The organism is Stieleria maiorica (assembly GCF_008035925.1).
Classification (GTDB): Bacteria; Planctomycetota; Planctomycetia; order Pirellulales; family Pirellulaceae; genus Stieleria; species Stieleria maiorica.
In genome coordinates this window covers 879,341-898,938 of record NZ_CP036264.1, presented here as the reverse complement: position 1 = coordinate 898,938, position 19,598 = coordinate 879,341, and the positions used below count along the sequence as shown (strand labels likewise).

Genomic DNA, 19,598 nt, shown 5'->3' with positions numbered 1-19,598 from the left:
TTGGTCGCTTGGCCTGGGATGAATGTCGCGAGTTGCACGACACCTTTGGTCCGACCTGATGGCCGGACGCCCCAAATCAAGTTCCCCGTCGACTCCATGTCGACCGAAATGACAGTCGCAAGGCAACATCCGTTAAAAACGGTGCCGCCCACATCTGCGGATGCCTGTAGGACGAGAGCCTCCGCCGCACGGTTCACTCCGCTCGAATGAGTTTCTAGCAATCCACTCGTTACTTGGGCAAAAAACCCGTCGTTTGGAGAGATTTTTTTTACAATTCGAGCTCGATCAGCGTGGCAGCGGTTGCCTGTGTCCGGGACACCTTGTAGGAAATTTGGGGCCAATTCTGCAGGAATTTGTCACGAAATTCTCGAATTTCGAACACAAACCCTTCCCCAGAAACGACTTATAGATTTTGAGTCGTTTTCGTCGCGTCATCGATTTTTCCGGCACTGCCTGCGTTGCGTGTAAAAATTTCAGTCAGACTGCACAAAAGGCAGTCTCGCATTGCGACATGTCGTCCAAGAACCGACTTTGCGGAACACGACGACTGCACGCTTCGGGGGCCCCGGAACTGACCCCTGAATCGCCTCGGCCGCTCGAATTCAGCTGAACCGGCCCCGCCGGCACGGTCGATCAATAGCGACACAAGCGGTCTCCAACGCGCGATCCCTCGATGCACGTTCCCCCGTGTGATGCACGCCCGTGTGGAGCGTGCCCGCTGTGTGATGCGAGGTTCCGGTCAGCCCCCGAAATGGACTTTCAGATGCCCACCCACGACGCCACTTCGAATCGCCGTGCCTTCCTTGCCAGCTCGCTTGCGGTCGCATCGGCGTCGATTACGTCCTCGGCCCGGGCGGCAATCGTTTCGGCCGAATCAGCCAGCGTGGTCGCGGCCGTCCACGATTTGATGCGCGTTCGAATCGAAATCGACGTCAAAGGAAACGTCCGGGTTTCGGACAACGCGCTTGCGTCCAAAGAGACTCGGCAGACGTTTCCGATCAAATCCGAGGCGGTCTTGGATTATGAAGAACGCTATTTGAAGCCCAAGGATGCCACCGAATCGTCGGAGATCGTTGCGGCGGAGCGGTACTATCACACCGCGACCAATCAGAGCGTGCTGAACAAAACGTCGACCGACCAGGATTTGCGAGAGTCGATGCGGCACGCGATCGTGCGTCGCGAGTCGCTGCCAGAAACGATCTATTCAGCCGACAGCTTCTTCACCCATGGCGAGCTTTCACTGTTGAAATCGCCGGTCTCCAGCGTCTCGGTCAACCGCTTTTTGCCTGGCGAAAGCGTGATCCAAGGCGACCGCTACGAGCTTGATTCCGACGCCCTGTGTTCGGTCTTGAATTTGACGTCGGTCGACAGCGGGCGTGTGGAAAGCGAGGTGACCGAAGTTTCGGCCGACACCGTGCGTTTCAAACTCGAAGGTGACATCGAAGGATCCGTCGACGGCGTCGGCACACGGCTTCGATTGATCGGAAAAATGACCTTCGACCGTCGAGAGAAGACCTGCACATGGCTGGCATTGGCGATTCACGAAACCCGTGAAATCAGCCGTGCCGTGCCAGGGTTTGATGTCTCGGCCACCATCCGGATGGTCCGCCGACCGATGCCCCAACCGGTGGCACTGCCGGCCCAGCCGGCCGTGATCGACTTTGACCGATCGCCGCCCGGAGAGCGGCTGTATGTCGAACTTCAGAGTCGACAGCTGGGTGTCGGGGCGATGATGGACCGAAAATGGCGGATGATCAGCGACGCCCCCGGTTCGGCGGTGATGCGAATGATCGACAATGAACTCAGCATCGCTCAGTGCAACCTGCGGCCGTTGGTCCAGCTGCCCGAAGGCAAGCAGTGGACGGTGGAGGCGTTCGAGGCGGCCGTCCGCCAGACGCTGGGCGATAAACTGACGCAGGTGATCGAGGGGGACCAGCGGGTCAGCGCCCAGGGATTACGTGTTTTGCGCGTCGTCGCCGACGGAGAAACCCAGGGTGTGCCGATTCGATGGATTATGATGCACTTCTCCGATGACGACGGAAACCGAGTTCAAGCGACGTTCACGATGTCCGCCGACAAGGTGGAAGCCTTTGCCGGCAACGACGCCCAATTGGCCGACTCCCTGCGATTCCTGGAAAAAGCGGACATCCATGACGGGAAACCGGGCGACGAGAAATCGCTGGCCGGGGAGACCGACGCCCAACCGGAGATCGCCGGCCGCTCCGCGCCGCACGATGCCGAAACAACCAGTTCAAGTGATCTGAGGTAGGCGAGCCGTTGCCGCCACCACATCCACCCGCTAACGAGATTCTTTCTCTGACCGAGTTCCTAACATGACCCTTGCTCAAAATCATATGACGCCCGCGCAAAAGAACCCGCGGAGTGCGGCGGTGCTGTTGGGACTGATGTTGGTCTGCCTGGCGTCGGTTCGCTGCCATCAAGCGGCTGCCCAAGACGCCGGCGAGGTGAAGGATCCCTCGACCGAGCAACAAACGCAGTTCGCCCCCGGCGTGGTGACCGTCATCCCGGGCGATGCCAGCCCCGAGGAGACTTTTGACGGACCGCTGACGCTGAAGACGTTTCTGAGTGCCCACCCCGAATTGGAATGGAAAGCACCGACGTTTGAAGACGGCGCCCCGCACTTCGATCCCCGCTCGCGAACGCTGGTCGAGATGGCCAAGCAGGTCGTGATGCGACGCGAGATCTATAGCTTGGAATTCTCCTTCAAACCGCTGCGACAAATGTACGTCGATGTCCCTGTCGGGGGCGGCAAGCTGCAACGCAAATTGGTTTGGTACATGGTCTATCGCGTGCGGTACCGCGGCAGCGACCTGCGACCGGCGGCCGATGAAGTGGGCGGGTCGAAACTCTACCAGCGGCTTGAAGAGATCTCCTACGAGTCGCGGCGGTTCTTCCCGTTGGTGACGTTGAGAGACCATGTCAGCGGCCAAGAGTACCTCGACCGTATCATCCCCAGCGCAAAACGCGTGATCGCCGCTCGCGAGCAGATCACCGCGCCGCTTTACAACAGCGTCGAAATCACCCGCCAGCGGATCCCGCTTTCGACCGACGAGAGTGCTCCGGGGGTGTGGGGCGTGCTGACCTGGATGGATGTCAATCCGAGCGTCGACTACCTGTCGTTGTATGTTTCAGGATTGACCAACGCCTTCCAGCAGGACGGCGAAGGTGAAGAAGCGCCGTATCGCCGCAAAGCGCTGCAACTGAATTTCTTCCGACCCGGCGATGCGATGAACCAAACCGAGGACTTGATTCGCTTCGGAATGCCCTCGTTCGACGATCCCGAAGAACAGGCCTACGTTCTGGATAAGTACGGCATGGCCGATCCGTTGAATTACCGCTGGGTTTTTCGCTCGGTCAAATGATCGCGTGAGCCGAAACACCGATCGGTCTTTCGGTCACAAACTGAGCCGTCGGCGCTAGCCTCGGGCCTCACAAGTCTCGAAGGGCAATCCGCGGCTCGCGCCGTCGGCTCACAGAGTAGACGGCATGGAACGCGAGCCTACGGGCCCATCGCTGAGGTAAGCAATGCTGAACTTGGCGGGATTGGGCTAAAGCCTGAACAGCATCACGCAGGACCGCTCGATGCACCCCTCGCCTTTTGCTCGATGGCGGGAGGACCAAAAAAGTTGACAGCCGTGCCGCGGGCTGCCACATTAGACAATGCTTCTAATTTTGCATTGTTCTCTTTTGCGAATTCTCCGCCCCATGAATCGCTCTCAAACTTTGTGTGTGTTTTTGGCCGGCGCGATTCTGCTGCTGTGCGCCCCCGCAACCGTCACCGCCCAGGACACTCAAGAGAAAAAGCCCGACGAATTCAAAAACCGATTTTTTGAGATGGCGGGACAGATTTCGATCGCACCGGCGGGGCGATCGCAGGATCCGTTTGTGCTGCACCGCCAACCGGCACTCAGCTGGAGCAATCCCGCGCGGCAGACCACTGCCGGGGCGATGTTCTTGTGGACCGCGTCCGGGCGGCCCCAGGTCGCGCTCTGCCTGTACCCCAACGGCGAGCACATCATCGATCTTGAATTCCAATCGCTGTCCGATCAGTCACTGACCGCCGATAATGACGGCCAACTGGTGTGGCAGCCTGGCGAACCCGGCATCCGCTGGCAATTGTTGGAGGGCGCTCCCTCACCGGCCCGATCGCCATTGCTGCGACGACGGCAAATGCGAGTCTTAGCTCGAAATTTCACCTCGCGACTGGTGCCGCCGGAAAAGAATCCGATCGAACTGCGTCTGCTCGACACGCCGGTCTATCGTTACGAACTGGATGAAAAGGCGGCCGTGAAGATCGACGAAGGCGAAGCCGAATTGATCGACGGCGCGGTGTTTACCTTCGTCCAGGGCACCGATCCGGAAGTGCTGTTGTTACTGGAGGCCGTCAAAGTCGGCGACCGTCAGGTGTGGCAATACGCGCTGGCCCGCATGAGCATCGTTCCCACGCAAGTCCGTCACGGTGACGCGATCGTGTGGGAGACGAACTGGGCGATTCAGCGGCCGGGCACGCCTTATTACGTCTACCGATCGTTTTAATTATCAAATTGACTTGACAACTTTAGACCCCATGTCTAAACTGGCAGGTGTTCCGGCAAAGCGATCGCGCCGCTGGCGTGATCGCACCTCACGGGTGAAAGGGCCATTCAATGAACAAGCTAGCTGGACAGCGCCACTTTGACGTAGCGACGCGTGCACGGCGGTTGGCGGTATTTCCGAACGAAAGTCACGTTGTCCGGCTCGTCGTATTCGCGACATTCCTATTGGCCGTCGCGGCGTTGCGACCGAGTCCCGCATCGGCGGACTCCCAGGGCGACGAGCTGTCGCGGTGGATCGACCAGCGGGGCGAACGGGTCTGGGGCGAGCCGCCGGAGAAGTGTGATGACCTGACCTTTGTCAGACGCGTCTACCTGGATCTGGTCGGGCGCGTGCCCAGCGTTTCGGAGATCCGCGATTTTCGCACGCTCGGTGAAGATCGTCGCGACTTGCTGGTGAACGAACTGGTCTTCGGCGAAGGGCCGCGCCGCGAGACGTACACACGGCTTTCGGCGTCCAGCTTGGCGCGTCATTGGCGTCAGATCTTGGTTCCGCCGGGCACGGTGGTCAACGGTTCGGTCCAGGGCCTGGAAACATGGCTGGCCGATGCGTTCCGGGAGGGCAAGCCGTACGACGAGATGATGCGCGAGATCGCGCAGATTCAGTCATCGGCTTCTGCGGGCGGGTATTACCAGTTGGTCGGCGGCACGCCGGAAAATTACGCGGGCAATCTATCGCGGGTGATGCTGGGCGTGCGATTGGATTGCGCGCAGTGTCACGACCATCCCTTCACGGATTGGAAGCAGCATGATTTCTGGGGGCTGGCGGCGTTCTACAGCGACATGAGCCCGGCGGGGGGCGATCCGGACGGATCACGCCCGACGGGCAAGAGCGGTGAAATCCGATTCGAAGGGCAGACCTATGCGGCAAAGTTCCTGTGGCAGGACGACACCATCGAAGACGCGTCGCGGGCGCCGCGAGTCCGCCTGGCCCGTTGGATGACGTCGCCCGAGAACCCGAATTTTGCGGCAACCGCGGTCAACCGGTTCTGGCAACTGTTGGTCGGCCGCGGGCTGTACGCCGATATCGAGAACTTGGACCTGGCCAGCCCCGACGAACGCGAGTTTCTGGATGATCTGGGAAAGAGATTCGCCGAGGACGGCTTTCATGTTCAGCGGCTGATCGCGGCGATCTGTAAAACGAACTGGTATGCTGCACGCGTGATGTCGGAGTCCGGATCCGCAGAGACTTTTCGGCGGGAATTGAAAGTGATCAGTCCCGAGCAGGTGTTTGATTCGTTGGAGCAGTCGCTTCATTTGCCGATCAGCCGGATCGATCCGGCGGCCCCCCGCTGGACCGGCGCCCGCCTCCAGATGGTCAACCGGCTCGGCGAAGCGATCGGCGAGACGCCGGAAGATTATGCGTCGGGGATCCCGCAAGCATTGATGATGATGAACGGACCGGTCACCTCCGACGCGATCGACTTGGACCGCAGTCGGCTGTTGCGTGCGGTGGTCGAATCGCCGTTCTTTGACGAGGACAAGCGGATCGAAACACTTTACCTGGCGGTGCTGACGCGCGAGCCGTCGGATGCGGAAAAACAATCGCTGACCGAGTACTTGGACAACAAGCCGGACGAAACGATGCGCCGCAAAGCGTTCGGCGAAATCCTGTGGGCGCTTCTCAACAGCCCGGAGTTTGTGTTATGTCGATGACGCGACCTTTCGAAACGTTTTCACGACGCGATCTGTTTCGCATCGCCGCCGCATCGGTGGGTGGGATCAGTTGTTCGCCGTGGTTGCCCAAGCTGGCGATGGCGGCCGGAACAAAACGTCCGCCCAAGGCATGCATCTTGTTGTGGATGGCCGGCGGGCCGAGCCAAATGGAGACGCTGGACCCCAAACCGGGGCACCGCAACGGCGGCCCCACCCAAGCGATCTCGACCGCCGTGCCGGGGATCGAGCTGAGCCAAAATCTGCCGGGGCTGGCGACGCAGATGAAGGATGTCGCACTGGTGCGTTCGATGAAGACACGCGAAGGGGATCACGGCCGAGCGACACAGTTGATGATGACGGGCTATCGCCCGATGGGCGGCATGACCGACTATCCCGTGTTCGGTTCGTTGATCTCGCACCGGCTCAAACCGGCCGGATCTCCGCTGCCCGGGTTCGTTTCGATCGCGCCGTTTCGATTCGGCAATCTGGGATCCGGTTTTCTCGGTCCCGACCATTCGCCCCTGGTCGTCTCCGGAGCCAGCAACGACCCCAACACCCGCGCCAATTTGACGGTCGAAAACCTGGACGTCGCCGGCGGAAACCCCGACGCGCTGTCCGAACGCCAAGGGTTGTTGGAGATGTTGCGTCGGGGTTCGCCCCAATCGTCTGCGGCCGCTCTCAAGCACGCGTCGGTGTACGACCAGGCGATGCGGATGGTGGAAACGCGTGGCGAGGGGGCGTTCGATCTGGATGAGGAGAAAACGGAATTGCGTGACGCCTATGGTCGCAATCGTTTCGGCCAGGGCTGTCTGCTGGCGCGTCGGCTGGTCGAGCGCGGCGTGCCGTTTGTCGAGGTCTCGCTCGACGCGGCCGGTCAAGGTTCTTGGGACTCCCACGTCGACAATTTCAGCACCGTCAGTTCGATGTGCGAAGTCCTGGATCCGGCCTGGACGACCCTGATGAGTGATCTGCGGGATCGTGGCATGCTGGAATCGACGCTGGTGGTCTGGATGGGCGAATTCGGACGCACCCCGCGGATCAACCCCAACCGGGGACGCGACCATTTCCCGGATGCCTGGAGCGTGGCGTTGGGCGGCGGTGCGATCGCCGGCGGCCAAGTCTATGGCAAGACCTCGGCCGACGGCATGGAGGTCAGCGACAACCCGGTTTCGGCAAGCGACCTGTACGCCACCATGCTCGAAGCACTCGGCATCGATTCAAGCGGCGACAACGCGATGGGCAACCGGCCGATCCCGTTGGTCGACGAAGGCGGAACACCGATTCGGGAGTTGCTCGGATGAGAGGTAACGGGTTGAGGCAGCAAACAAAACGGCGGCCATCGGTTCGTCGCTGCCGTCGCCAGACGGCGGGCCGACCACGCTTTGGCCAACGTCGTTGCGGCGGTGCATGCCGACCACGCTCTGGCGAGCGTCGCTACATCGGTGCGCAGCGTTCGGCATGGGTGCTTGCCATACTGTTTTTCCCGGTCACCTTGACAGCGAAAGACAGCGCCCCCGCGGATCCTGCCACCGGTGTGCATGACATGTTGCTGCTGCTGCCCGACGGGCCGCTGCATTTGCGGATCCGAATCACCAGCGACGGGAAATCGTTGGAACAAACACGGCAAGACTACCTCACCCGGCTGGTCACCATGCTGGACACGGACATGGACGGAAAGGTCAGCCGCGGCGAAACGAGTAATCATCCGTTGTTCACCACGTCGCGACGGTTTGAAGGCAACAAGTTTCTCGCCTCGCTGCGCAGCAAGCGTCCGTTCACCGATCAGGAACTGGCGTTGGCAGTCGACCGGGCGGCCGGCCAGCTGGTCACCTATCGTCAAAACAATGCGTTGGCCGAGCAGGACCTGAGCGTGTTTAACGTGTTGGATCAAGACCAGTCGGGGTTGATCGATCGCCGCGAGATGCGGTTGGCTGCGTCCGGCATCGCCGCCCGCGACATCGACTTTGACCAGTGCATCACGTTTGACGAATTTTTGAATGAATCGACCGACATGCTGAACGGCGTGATCGTCAATGCCATCGATCAGGAACCGCCGGGATCGGTGCACGCCGAGTTGCTCCGCAACGCGGCTGAGCCGATCTTGCCGGCGCGTTTGGTGCGTCGTTACGACCGCGACCGCGATGCGCACTTGACGGCCGAAGAGCTGGGTTGGAAAGAGCAACGGATCGCGGGACTGGACAGCGATGGCAACGGGCGGTTGAGCATGCAAGAGTTGTCCGGCATCGCGTCGATGAAGCCGGATCTGGCGTTGAGTGTTGATTTGAACGACACCAGCGGAAAAGCGATGACGGTGCTGGATCATTCGGACGACAACGCGATCACCGCCCGCGACGACTTGGTCCGCATCAAACGGGATTCGATGTCGTTGGGAGTCAGCTATCGATACCGCGACCCGATGGCCGAAGCGATTTCCAACGCGTCGGACGCCTTCAACGCCATCGACGTCGACGCCAACGGCTATTTGGACCGGGACGAAATCGTCGAACACCAGCGGTTCGAACGGTACCTGTTTGACGCGATGGACAAAGACGGTGACGACCGTGTGTTTGCCGATGAAATGATGGATTACGTCAAAGAGTACACCGAACCGGCGTCGACATCCTGCCAGGTCACGTTGCTGGACACGGGCAACGGGTTCTTTCAATTATTGGACGTCAACGCCGACGGACGAATTTCGATTCGCGAACTACGTGCTTGTGAATCGACGTTGATGCAAGTCGCCGGTGACCAGCCCCAGATCAATCCGTCACGGATGACCGCCTCCTATCGCATCGAAATCAAACGCGGCGGGGTCAGCCTGTTCGGTCGTGTCGATCGCCCTTCGGCCGAAACGCCGGAGGCGCTGTTGGCACCGCCCAGCGGTCCGATCTGGTTCCAGCGAATGGACCGCAACGGAGACGGTGACCTGACCTGGGACGAATTCCTGGGACCGCGAGACGTCTTTCACCAATTAGATCAAGATCGGGACGACCTGATCGACAAAGCCGAAGCCTCCAACGCAGACAAGCTAGCCGGATGAGTACCACAACTGACAACGCGTCATCGCCCCAGGGTTCCCAGACTTCGCCGTCAAGCAACGGCCAATTGCTCGACCAGGTGGACAAGCTGCGCGAATCCCGCCGACAGCTTCGCGAGGAAGTCGGCAAGGTCATCGTCGGCCAACAGGATGTCGTCGATCTGTTGCTGCTGGGGCTGCTTTGCCGCGGCCACGTGCTGTTGCACGGCGTGCCCGGGTTGGGCAAGACGCTGATGGCGCGGACGTTGTCGTCGACTTTGGATTTGAAATTCAAACGCGTCCAGTTCACGCCGGATTTGATGCCCTCGGACATCACCGGCACGGATGTGATCGAAGAACAAGAAGGTGGCGGCGGTCACCAGTTGAAATTCGTCCCGGGGCCGATCTTCACTAATTTTCTGTTGGCCGACGAAGTCAACCGGACGCCGCCCAAGACGCAAGCCGCCTTGTTGCAGGCGATGCAGGAACACGAGGTTTCGGTCGGCAACACGACCTATCAGTTGGACCCGCCGTTTTTCGTGGTGGCCACACAAAACCCGATCGAGATGGAAGGCACGTACCCGCTGCCCGAAGCCCAGGTCGATCGATTCATGTTCAACATCCGCGTCCGCTATCCAACGATCCAGGAAGAAGCGGACATCATCCGCGGCACGACGGGAACCGAAACGTTTCAGCCGTCGGCGGTGCTGTCGTCCGCCGACTTGCTGAAGTTGCAAGAGATCGTCCGCAGCGTGCCGGTATCGGACGACGTCATCATGTACGCGGCCAGGTTGGTGGCGGCGACGCGGCCCCAGGCCAGTGACCGCGTCGCGATCGCCACCGGGCAGGACGTCGAAATGGTGCGGAAGTACGTGACCTATGGTGCCAGCCCGCGGGCCGGCCAGGCGTTGGTCTTGGCCGGCAAGGCGCGGGCGGTCTTGGAAGGCCGGTACCACGTCGATTTTGCAGACATCGCGGCGCTGGCCCATCCGGTGCTGCGACACCGATTGGTGCTGAACTTCCACGGCCGCGCCGACAACGTGGATTCGGATGACGTGATCGATGCGCTGCTGGATGCCGTCAAGGAGGACGTCTTTTGATCGCATCGCCCCCATCTGACCGATCACCGGGCCGTTCCTCCGGCGCCGCGGCGAACTCTCCCGACTGGCTCAAGCCGGACGAGCTGGCGCGTCTCAGTTCGATCGAACTGCGAGCCCGCGGCGTGGTGGAAGGGTTTCTGCAAGGCCTGCATCGCAGCCCCTTTATCGGTTACAGCGTCGAATTTTCTTCGCACCGCCGCTACGGACCCGGCGACGATTTGCGGCACGTCAATTGGAAACTGTTCGCCCGCCAGCGGAAGCTGTACGTCAAGGAATTTGACGCCGAAACCAACCTCAATTTGTACTTGTTTGTCGACGCCAGTCGGTCGATGCAGTGCAAGGTCGACGGGGCGATGACCAAGCACGAGTATGCGGCCACGCTTGCCGCCGCCTTTGCCGCATTGGCGATCAAACAGCGTGACGCGGTCGCCCTGGGCTTGTTCGACGACGGCGTCCGCCACTACATGGACCCGTCGGCCAAACCCGGTCGCTGGGAAGACTGTTTGAGCCTGTTGTCGACCACGCCGGAAGCCAAGGTCACGGCGCTCTCGAAGTCATTGGAACAGGCCGCGGCGCTGGCCCGGCACCGCGGCGTGGTCGTGATCCTGAGCGATCTGGTCGACGGCGACGTCGAAGGCATCAAGAAGGGGCTGCAGCAATTGCGGCACCGCGGGCACGAGGTGATCGTGTTCCACTTGCTGGATCCCTTCGAACGGCATCTGGCCGACAGCGGACGTTACCGCGTGCTGGACATGGAAAGCCCCGCCGAATTGACGACGAACATGGAAAGTATCCGCGCCGATTATTTGAACAAAATTCAGCAGTGGTGCGATCAACTGGATGACGCCTGTTTGTACCAGGGCGTCGACCGTATCGAGCTGACCACCGATCAACCGCCGACCGCGGCGCTGGTCGATTACCTGGTGAAACGAACGACCTGACATGAACTTCATTCAAACCGGATTCCTGATCGGCGGTCTGGCCGTCGCGATCCCAGTGCTGGTGCATCTGCTCAGCCGCTGGCAGGTCCGCCGTGTGGAGTTGGGGACGATGCGTTTCTTGCAAGAGGTGATGCAAGACGGCGCCCAACGCCGCAAGATCCGGCGTTGGTTGTTATTGGCAACCCGGATGGCCTCGATCGCCGCATTGGTGTTGCTGTTCGCCCGCCCGTATTTACCCGAATCGATTCGTCGCGACGGTGATCGATTGCGTGTGATCCTGATCGATCGATCGGCCAGCATGACGATGCCCGGCCAAGGCGGGCGATTGATCGATGATGCGGTGGCCCAAGCCACCGACATTGCCGCCGAACTGGGGACCGACGCGACCGTCCTGTGGGGCTGGTTCGATTCCGACGTCGAACCGTTCGAGGGCAATCCGGCCCGAGTCACTGCGCCTCGCAATGTCGTCGGGGACACGAACTATTTGGCGGCGCTCCGCTGGGCACGCGACCGCATCGCGGCAAATCCCGACGCGATCGCCGACGTCGTCCTGCTGTCGGACCTTCAACAGTCCGGTCTTGCCTCCGATGCCCTGGAATCGGCTTCGCTGGATATGCCCAAGCATGTGCCGGTGCGTGTCGTGGATGTCGGACGACCGGCGGCCAATAACCTTGCGATTCAATCGGTCACGACCGCGTCCAAGCGACTCTCGCCCCTGCGCGATGCGATCACCAACGTCACGCTGTTCAACTTCGGCACCTTGCCGATGGAAGAGGTCCCGATGACGGCCACCGCGACCAACGGCCGACGTAGCGTGCGGTTGAAAAAGTCGATCAATCTGCCCGGCGGCCAGGCTCAAGAGTTGTCCTTCGATTTCGGCAAACTTGAACCGGGACTCTGGCAGGTGACCATGCAATTGGATGTCGAAGACGACTTGGCGATCGACAATCGTCGCATGACGGCATTCGAGATCGCCGAGCCCGCGCCGGTGGTGGTGATCGACAGTGGATCGCGTGACGGTCAGCGTCTGGCCGAAAGTTATTACGTCACCGCGGCACTGCGCCAGACCAGCGACCCCGCTGAGATGTCATCGGAGGACGACCAAACCGGACCGCAGCGGTCGGGGCGGTTTGATCCCCGAACCGTGTTCTTGTTCGACGACGTGTTGCCGGAGATCCACCCCTCGCGTACCGAGCTTGTGGTGGTAACGGATTGCGGATCGGTCCCCGCACAAACGATCGAACGGTTGGAATCCTACGTGACCGCCGGCGGCAAGCTGCTGGTGTTCGCAGGCGACGGAGGTGAATCCGGTGCGTCAGCCTACACCGCGTGGCAACAGTCCGGATTGGCACCGGGACAGATTCACAAGCCGGTGCGCAGCGGCGCGATGCCATTTCGAATCACGTCGTTGGAAGCATCCAGTTCGATGTTGGCACCGTTCGGCGACCCGCAAACCGGAGACCTCAGCCGTCTGTCGTTCGATCAAATCTTGCGGATCGATCCGGCAAGCGAAACCAAAGTGCTGGCACGTTTTGAAGGTGATCGACCGGCGCTGACGCGGCACCGCGTCGGTCAAGGCGAGATCGCATGGTTTCTGTCCAGTGCCGATGACAGTTGGGGCAATTGGCCGACCAGCCCGTTGTACTTGCCGCTGGTACATCAGATGGCAGCCGACTTGTTGCAACTGACCGGCGAAGGAAAGATTCGCTACCGCACCGTCGGCGATGACCGCGACGTTTCGGTTGCACAAACCGCAGCCGCGACGGATCTGCGAACCGTTTCGGCGCGTTCGGGCGATGTGAAGCCGGTCACGTTTGAGAACGTGGGTTTCGAGCAGTCCGGCGGCGCGCTTTACGTCGTCAATTCGACGGCCAAGGAATCCGACCCGACGCGGGTTGCGGCCGACCAATTTGCCCAGCACTTTCAAATCACCCCCGCCGATCCGGGTTCCGCCGAACCGACCGAGACCGTGCAGGGCGAGTATCGACATGAATTGTGGCCCTGGTTTGCCGCCGCGGCCGTCGTCTTGTTAGTCGCCGAGTTTTCTCTTGCCAATCGGACATCCGCATGAACGCTCCCGATGTTGCCTATCAAGTTGCACGGCAATTCACGGCACTGCGCCGACGCTACCTCGCCGTCCGTCTTGCGACCGCGACGGTCGCCGTGGCGTGTTTTCTGCTGGCCGTTTGGGTGCTGGTGGGATTGATCGATTATCGCTGGGAATGGAACCAGCGTTGGCGGACGACCACCATGGCGACGGCAGTGGTGATCGCCGGCGGGTGGCTGCTGTGGCGAGCGGTTTCGCTATTTCAACAGACTCGGCAAAAGACGTTTGCGGCGATCGTCGAGCGATCGTTCGAGGATTTCGGGCAACGGATCCGTACCGTGCTCGATACCGTCGGCGGTCGCGTGCAGGGTCCCGAAGAGATGTTGACCGCGCTTGGGAACCAAACACTCGGTCGTTGGGAATCCGCGTCGCCGGCGCGTCTGGTCCCCGTCCGTACGCTCGTTTCGGTGGCAATCGCCACCGCGGCGATCGGGGCGGTTTTGATCGGTTTGGTCGGCGTCGGTGGCGATTGGCGACTGGCGATCCTGCGAGCGATCGGAATCGACCGCCCTTACACCAGTTTGAAGGTCACCCCGGGCGACATCACGCTGTTGGAAGGAACACCGGTCAACGTATCGGTGGATCTGGTCGGGCGGACCAACCGCGACGTGTTGCTGCGTTACCGCGAACTCCGCCCTGCTGCCGATGAAGGCACCGAAACCGAAGCGGACGGCGAGCTGGAAGCACTGGATCCCGAGTGGATCGAGAGCGAAATCTTGGCTGATGATGAACATGCTGGCACCGAGCGACGAAAAACATTTCGTACCAACCTGGGTAAAGCGACTTGGCCGATCGAATACCAGTTCGTCTCCAGCGGACAGATCACCTCAGTTCATCGAATCGACGTCCAACCGCTGATCGAAACCGAAAGAATCGAAATCGCCGTCCAGCCGCCGGAATACACCGGTTTGCAGACCCGCGTGTTCTCCAAACCCGACCTGACGGTGTTGGAACGATCCGAGGTCACGGTCTCGATCGAGCTGAACCATCCGCTCCAAGAAGCGACGTTGGAGGTTGGTCCCAAGACGTCGCAGCTTTCCGCGACCCCGCTCGAATCGCCCCAAGACCGGAAGCGTTGGGCGTTCACCTTGCCGGCCGACGAAACGTTGCGTTGGCGGTTCTCCGGCTCCGGCGTCGACGGGACGCCCATGGAACCGGTGACCGGTCGGCTGGGCATCCGTCGCGATGCCGCACCGACGATCAGTTGGCGGGAACCGAGCGATGAAATCAAGGTGCACACCTTGGCCGAGGTGCCGTTGGGGGTCCAGGTCTCCGATGACTACGGGATCATCGAGGCCGGGATCGCGTTCCAGCTCGGTGGTGACGACGAATACGTGTTGACCGACTGGGCTCCCGAAACCGGCGTTGACGAATCGTCCGCGATGGCAGGCGAAAAGACGCGTTTGGCGTTGGCCGAGTTGTTGCCGCTGGAATCGTTGGCGTTGTCCGAACGTGATTACATCGCCTACTACGCCTATGCCCTGGACAATCGCCCCTGGGGAAACCATCGCAGCGAATCGGACGTGCGGTACATCGACATTCGACCGCTGCGTCAGTTCTATCAAGAGATCGATCCGCCCGGCGGAAATGACGGCGCGGGGTCACGCGTGCTGGTTCGATTGGACGAGATCATTCGGCGAGAACGCTTCGTGATCAACCGGACGCGAAAATTGATTCGCGGCGGAACCGAGATCGCGTCCCAACTGGGAACGATCGATCGTCTGGTGGAAAACCAAAGCGAATTGGCGGATTTGACCCGCTTCCTGGCGGAGTTCTTTATCTCGCGAGGGAACGACGACGTCGAAGCACTCAGCCAAGCCGAGGCCGCGATGCTGCAAGCGGCCGACTCCTTGGCCGTCGGATCACTCGATCTGGCGCTGGTGCAAGAAGAAGAAGCCCTCCGTTCACTCGCCGAAGCACGACGCACGCTGGAGATCGTGTTGACCAAGCGGATGACGATCTCCCAGCAACAGGCGCTGCGAAGGCTGGCCCGTCAATTGCAACAGAAGCTGCGTCGTGACCGCCCGGAAACCGAGCGTGAATTGGCCGATTCGCTGAAACAGATCGCCCGCCAGCAACGCCAATTGGCAATGAATGCCAGATCGGCGGCTTCGTCGTCATCTTCGGCGTCCGGTGGACAGGGCAAACCCTCCGAGGGCGCCATGGACAACGAAACCGATTCGCCACCGGGCCAAGCGGAGTCTGCCGGGGAAAACGAACCGGGCGAGAACGAACCGAGCGAGGCCGGAGCGGAATCGGACGCGACGAACGAGCAGTCAAGCGAAGACGCCAATGAGGAATCAAGCGACGCCCCGAATGATGGCACAAACGAGGACGCCGACGATGAGGCGATGCCCGCCCCCGAAGACTCGCTGTACGAGCAACAAATCGAACTGTTGGAACGCCTCGACGCGATCCGCGAGCCACTGGCCGAACGTTTGGCTCGGTCGGAGCTGATGACCCAGCGGATGGATGATGCCCAGGCCGCGATGGATGATTTAGCCACACAAGCTCGCGAAGGAGAACTGGATGCCTTGGCCGACCGGGGACTGACCGTCAGCGACCAGATCGACGAGTTGGGGTTGCAGTTGGAAGCGTTGTCGGCTGCCGAACCGGTCACACGTGTTTCTTCGCTGCGTGATCTGACTAGCGGGATGGCCGGCATGGAGCATCAACTTGCGACCAGCGATCAGCAACCCCCACGCTCCAGTGCCGGCGCGGAAGCGGAGTCGGCCCCGAGCGATGACGAGACGCTGCGACGATTGGCACAGCGGATGGCCGCCCGCAGCGAAACGTTGGGCGAAGTCATCGCATCGCAAGCCGACATCGGTGACATCGAGATGAGCGAAGTCAACGATCAGCTTGAGAACTTTGTCGAAGAAACCAAGTTCTTGGACCAGTTGGACGAGACCCGATTCGCTGCCGAGCAGATCCAAGACGCCAAATCGGCCACGGACGAAAAGGTCGCCTCCGATGCAATGGAACGAGCGGTCGAATACGCCGAAGCGGCAACCCGTCTTGAACGTCTGTACCAACAGCTCGTCACGCCACGACTGGCCCGACTGCGACGGATGGAGCAGCAAGCCAATCAGATCGCCAATCAAGCATCAGGGGGCGGCGGAGACGAGGATCCAGAAACGGAGCGGGCGGTGCGTGCACTGAAGCAAGAGTTGCAAGAGGAATCGCTGCGAGAGCTTGCAGAGATGCTCGGTGGCAACCAAACGCAAGAAGAAGACGAGACGCAAACGACCGCAACCGGCCAGGCGATGGCCCGCGCTTCACGAGCATCCGGCGGCTTGGCCATCCGTGAAACCAATTCCGTTTCCAACCGCGCACGATTGGTCGCCGCCGAGCTTCGCGAGCGGATCCAACAAGTCATCTTGCTGGAGATTGCGGTCGACCGTCAGACACCGATCCCATCGGAGTATCGCGGTGCGGTCGACGGGTACTTCAAAACGCTCGCGACGGGCAATCCCTCGGAAATGGATGGCTCGGCCCCGGGAGGAACGCAGTGATGGGCGCATCGATTCTTGCCGCCACGTACTTTTCGTGGACGTCACCGCTTTCGACCCGAGGGTGGATCGCGTTGGCGGCGGCATGTCTATTGGCCTGGTTCGTCCTGCGGGTGTTCTGGGGGCGGTCGCTTGTCAGTGGCCGGACCGGGTTGATCGTGATTCGCGCCGCCGCGGTCGCCGTCTTGATCGCAATCCTGTTGGGGCCGACCGTGATCGACGAACAGGCCGGTGAAACGACACGACCGTCGATGATCTATTTGTTCGATGGTTCGCAAAGCATGCAGTTGGGCGGCGAAATCAGCCGCTGGGAACAAGCGATTCGGTTTGTCGGCGAGGCGCAAAAGAGTGCCGGTGGAGGGTATTCGGGCGATGTCCAAGCGTTTCGGTTCGGCCACCGCTTGTCACCCCTGGTCAAGTCACCCGACACGTCGGGGCAATCCGCCGACGCGGGAGGATTGAATCAGTCCCTGCTTTCGGGCGATGGGGCACTGCTTTCGGGCGATGGGGCACTGCTTTCGGGCGATGGGGCACTGCTCGCCGGCGATGGACGCGGGCTGAAGGATTTGGACATCACGTTGGTTTCCGAATCCGGGATCGGACAATCGGCCGATGCGATCCCCGGTCCGGAAGCATCCGATTCACGTTTGGCCGATGCGCTGCGTCAATTGATGCCACAGGTCAGCGCCAAGTCGTCGGCAGGAGTCGTGTTGCTGTCCGATGGGCGGGTGCGAGCGTCGGAATCGGTCGAACGTCTCTCGGAGCTGTTCGGCAAATCCGACGTGCCGATTCATGTCGTTCCGATCGGACAAGCCGGGGGATCGGGAGACATCGCGATCGTCTCGTTGGTCGTACCCTCGCGAGTGAGGAAGTACACCGAAAACGAGTTGCAGGTGTTTTTGCGGAGCTTCGGATACGCCGGTCAACCAACAACGGTGCGCATCCGACGCAAGGGCGACGAGGGTAACGAGTTGGCGTCGCTTCCGATCACGCTTTCCGGCGGTGCACAGTCCGCATCGTTGACGTTTCGCGTCGACGAACGCGCCGAGGACCTGGTGGTTTCGGTCGACCCGGTCGACGGCGAGCTAACCCGACGGAACAACCTGGTCGAAACGCGGGTGGAGATCGATCGCACCAAGGTCCGGGTGCTGTGTCTACAGAACAGCCAATCATCGACCGGGACACAATCGTTGCTCAGTCAGTTTCTACCGTTCGGCGGCGGGTCACCGTCGACGACGACGTCGACCGTTTCGATTCAGTCGGCGTTGCAAGCGGACGAAGACGTCGAATGCACGACGCTGATCAGTCTGGGCGGCCAATCGCTGAGACGACTTTCCGCGGACGGTTCCAGTCAAACGACCGGCGGATTTCCACGCACCCGTGCCGAGCTGTTCGCCTATGACTGCGTGATCTTCAGCGATGTCACGCCGGCGGTGTTGGACGAGGAACAACAGCAGTGGTTGACGCAGTGGATCGACGGCCGTGGTGGGGGGCTGATCGTGACCGGTGCGTCATCGCTCGCGGCCGGCGGCTGGCAAGACTCGCCGATCGCGCCGCTGTTGCCGGTGACGCTGGAATCGGCGGCCGCCGCGTTCCCCGTTCCCACCGCCGTTGAAGTGACGGTCCCCAATCATCCGGTCTGGCGACTGAGGATCGAAAAACGACTCAACGATCAACTGCTGCAAGCGCTGCCGGATCTGGCGATCGGGGAGGCGAATCTGGTGGTCAAAGCCAACGCGACGGTGCTGGCCCAGCGCCGTGACGATCGGGCGCCGGTGATGATCGTCCAGCGCGCCGGGCGGGGTCGCGTTCTCGTTTCCAACGCTTCGTTGTCGGGGTCTGCTCTGGAGCAACTCTCACAGACCTGGGGGGCCCAACCGGAACGCGTGGCGGGAAAACTTTGGCGGAATCTGGTCTACTGGGCCACCGAAGAATCGTCCACGGGCCGCCGCCGATTGGTCGTCCAGTCCAACCAACGCTTTTACCGACCGGGACAGCGGCTGTCGATCCGCGCAACCGCCTATGACGAAGCGGCGCGTCGATCACAGCAGTATCGGATCTGGGCCATGTTCGAACCCGAATCGCTGGACGACATGTCGCTTTATTCTCCCGTGTTGTGGCCCGACAACGTCGTCCGCGAAAGTGGCGAAGTCGCGCCACGGATCGCCTGGGGCGAAGAGTTACCGCTGAAGTCGAACCCGGAATCCGGCGACTACCAGATGGACTTGATGCTCAGCGAAACGGCGACCGCCGGCGACAGCGGGATGCGAATTGAACTGACCGCGTACGAGGGGGCGGAAACCGAATCCTCATTTAACCACGGCACCCAAGTTGACAGCACGTCACTGGCGATCCAGATTCTGAGCGATCCGTTCGAACAACAAAATCCGCTGCCCAACCAGGAATTGATGGCCCGCGTGGCGGCGGTTTCCGGCGGTCAGGTGCTCGACCACCCCGAACAATTGGGCCAGTTGCTGCGTGGCCGCAAAGAATTTCGCGGACCGCCGACCATTGACGCGTCCCCGGCATGGAATCGTACGTGGCTTTGGCTAGGCTTAATCGGTCTGCTATCGACCGAATGGGTTTGGCGGCGAATTTCGGGCCTGGCATGAGAGACCTTCACTTTCCGATCGCTCAGTGGATTGGGCGATCC

General features: G+C 61.0%; 11 protein-coding genes. All 11 read left to right on the top strand.

The features are described 5' to 3' along the window. Nucleotides 1-763: 763 nt before the first annotated feature. The 11 genes from Mal15_RS02825 to Mal15_RS02775 all read left to right on the top strand — a co-directional run bounded on the left by Mal15_RS02825 (nucleotide 764) and on the right by Mal15_RS02775 (nucleotide 19,557). Nucleotides 764-2,269 carry a hypothetical protein gene (locus tag Mal15_RS02825; protein WP_147866366.1) on the top strand — a complete coding sequence of 502 codons (1,506 nt, stop codon included), beginning with the start codon at nucleotides 764-766 and terminating at the stop codon, nucleotides 2,267-2,269. 64 nt (nucleotides 2,270-2,333) lie between these two features. Next, nucleotides 2,334-3,383, top strand: coding sequence for a YjbF family lipoprotein (locus Mal15_RS02820; RefSeq protein WP_147866365.1), 1,050 nt, complete (start codon nucleotides 2,334-2,336; stop codon nucleotides 3,381-3,383). A 343-nt stretch (nucleotides 3,384-3,726) separates the two neighbouring features. Further along, nucleotides 3,727-4,557, top strand: a complete 831-nt coding sequence (locus Mal15_RS02815; protein ID WP_147866364.1) for a hypothetical protein — start codon at nucleotides 3,727-3,729, stop codon at nucleotides 4,555-4,557. 110 nt (nucleotides 4,558-4,667) lie between these two features. After that, nucleotides 4,668-6,269, top strand: a complete 1,602-nt coding sequence (locus tag Mal15_RS02810) for a DUF1549 domain-containing protein (protein WP_147866363.1) — start codon at nucleotides 4,668-4,670, stop codon at nucleotides 6,267-6,269. After that, entirely contained in the window at nucleotides 6,260-7,570 is a 1,311-nt protein-coding gene (locus tag Mal15_RS02805; protein ID WP_233903245.1) for a DUF1501 domain-containing protein, read from the top strand. Before Mal15_RS02810 ends, Mal15_RS02805 begins: the two co-directional genes overlap by 10 nt. A gap of 191 nt (nucleotides 7,571-7,761) precedes the next feature. Next, nucleotides 7,762-9,309 (top strand): EF-hand domain-containing protein, encoded by a 1,548-nt coding sequence (locus Mal15_RS02800; RefSeq protein WP_167546607.1) that lies wholly within the window; start codon nucleotides 7,762-7,764, stop codon nucleotides 9,307-9,309. Continuing rightward, nucleotides 9,306-10,385, top strand: coding sequence for an AAA family ATPase (locus tag Mal15_RS02795; protein ID WP_147866361.1), 1,080 nt, complete (start codon nucleotides 9,306-9,308; stop codon nucleotides 10,383-10,385). Before Mal15_RS02800 ends, Mal15_RS02795 begins: the two co-directional genes overlap by 4 nt. Further along, nucleotides 10,382-11,326 (top strand): DUF58 domain-containing protein, encoded by a 945-nt coding sequence (locus Mal15_RS02790; protein ID WP_147866360.1) that lies wholly within the window; start codon nucleotides 10,382-10,384, stop codon nucleotides 11,324-11,326. Before Mal15_RS02795 ends, Mal15_RS02790 begins: the two co-directional genes overlap by 4 nt. A gap of 1 nt (nucleotide 11,327) precedes the next feature. Continuing rightward, nucleotides 11,328-13,397: a BatA domain-containing protein gene (locus tag Mal15_RS02785; RefSeq protein WP_147866359.1), complete on the top strand. Its 2,070-nt coding sequence runs from the start codon at nucleotides 11,328-11,330 to the stop codon at nucleotides 13,395-13,397. Next, a complete protein-coding gene (locus tag Mal15_RS02780) occupies nucleotides 13,394-16,948 on the top strand; it encodes a DUF4175 family protein (protein ID WP_147866358.1) in 3,555 nt (1,184 codons plus the stop codon). Before Mal15_RS02785 ends, Mal15_RS02780 begins: the two co-directional genes overlap by 4 nt. Further along, a complete protein-coding gene (locus Mal15_RS02775; protein ID WP_147866357.1) occupies nucleotides 16,948-19,557 on the top strand; it encodes a glutamine amidotransferase in 2,610 nt (869 codons plus the stop codon). The genes Mal15_RS02780 and Mal15_RS02775 overlap by 1 nt, the downstream gene beginning before the upstream one ends. The last annotated feature ends 41 nt before the right edge of the window (nucleotides 19,558-19,598 follow it).

Bases quoted from the DNA above. Each gene is read 5' to 3' on its own strand.
- Mal15_RS02825 (WP_147866366.1), top strand. From the start codon at position 764: ATGCCCACCCACGACGCCACTTCGAATCGCCGTGCCTTCCTTGCCAGC.
- Mal15_RS02820 (WP_147866365.1), top strand. From the start codon at position 2,334: ATGACCCTTGCTCAAAATCATATGACGCCCGCGCAAAAGAACCCGCGG.
- Mal15_RS02815 (WP_147866364.1), top strand. From the start codon at position 3,727: ATGAATCGCTCTCAAACTTTGTGTGTGTTTTTGGCCGGCGCGATTCTG.
- Mal15_RS02810 (WP_147866363.1), top strand. From the start codon at position 4,668: ATGAACAAGCTAGCTGGACAGCGCCACTTTGACGTAGCGACGCGTGCA.
- Mal15_RS02805 (WP_233903245.1), top strand. From the start codon at position 6,260: ATGTCGATGACGCGACCTTTCGAAACGTTTTCACGACGCGATCTGTTT.
- Mal15_RS02795 (WP_147866361.1), top strand. From the start codon at position 9,306: ATGAGTACCACAACTGACAACGCGTCATCGCCCCAGGGTTCCCAGACT.
- Mal15_RS02785 (WP_147866359.1), top strand. From the start codon at position 11,328: ATGAACTTCATTCAAACCGGATTCCTGATCGGCGGTCTGGCCGTCGCG.
- Mal15_RS02780 (WP_147866358.1), top strand. From the start codon at position 13,394: ATGAACGCTCCCGATGTTGCCTATCAAGTTGCACGGCAATTCACGGCA.
- Mal15_RS02775 (WP_147866357.1), top strand. From the start codon at position 16,948: ATGGGCGCATCGATTCTTGCCGCCACGTACTTTTCGTGGACGTCACCG.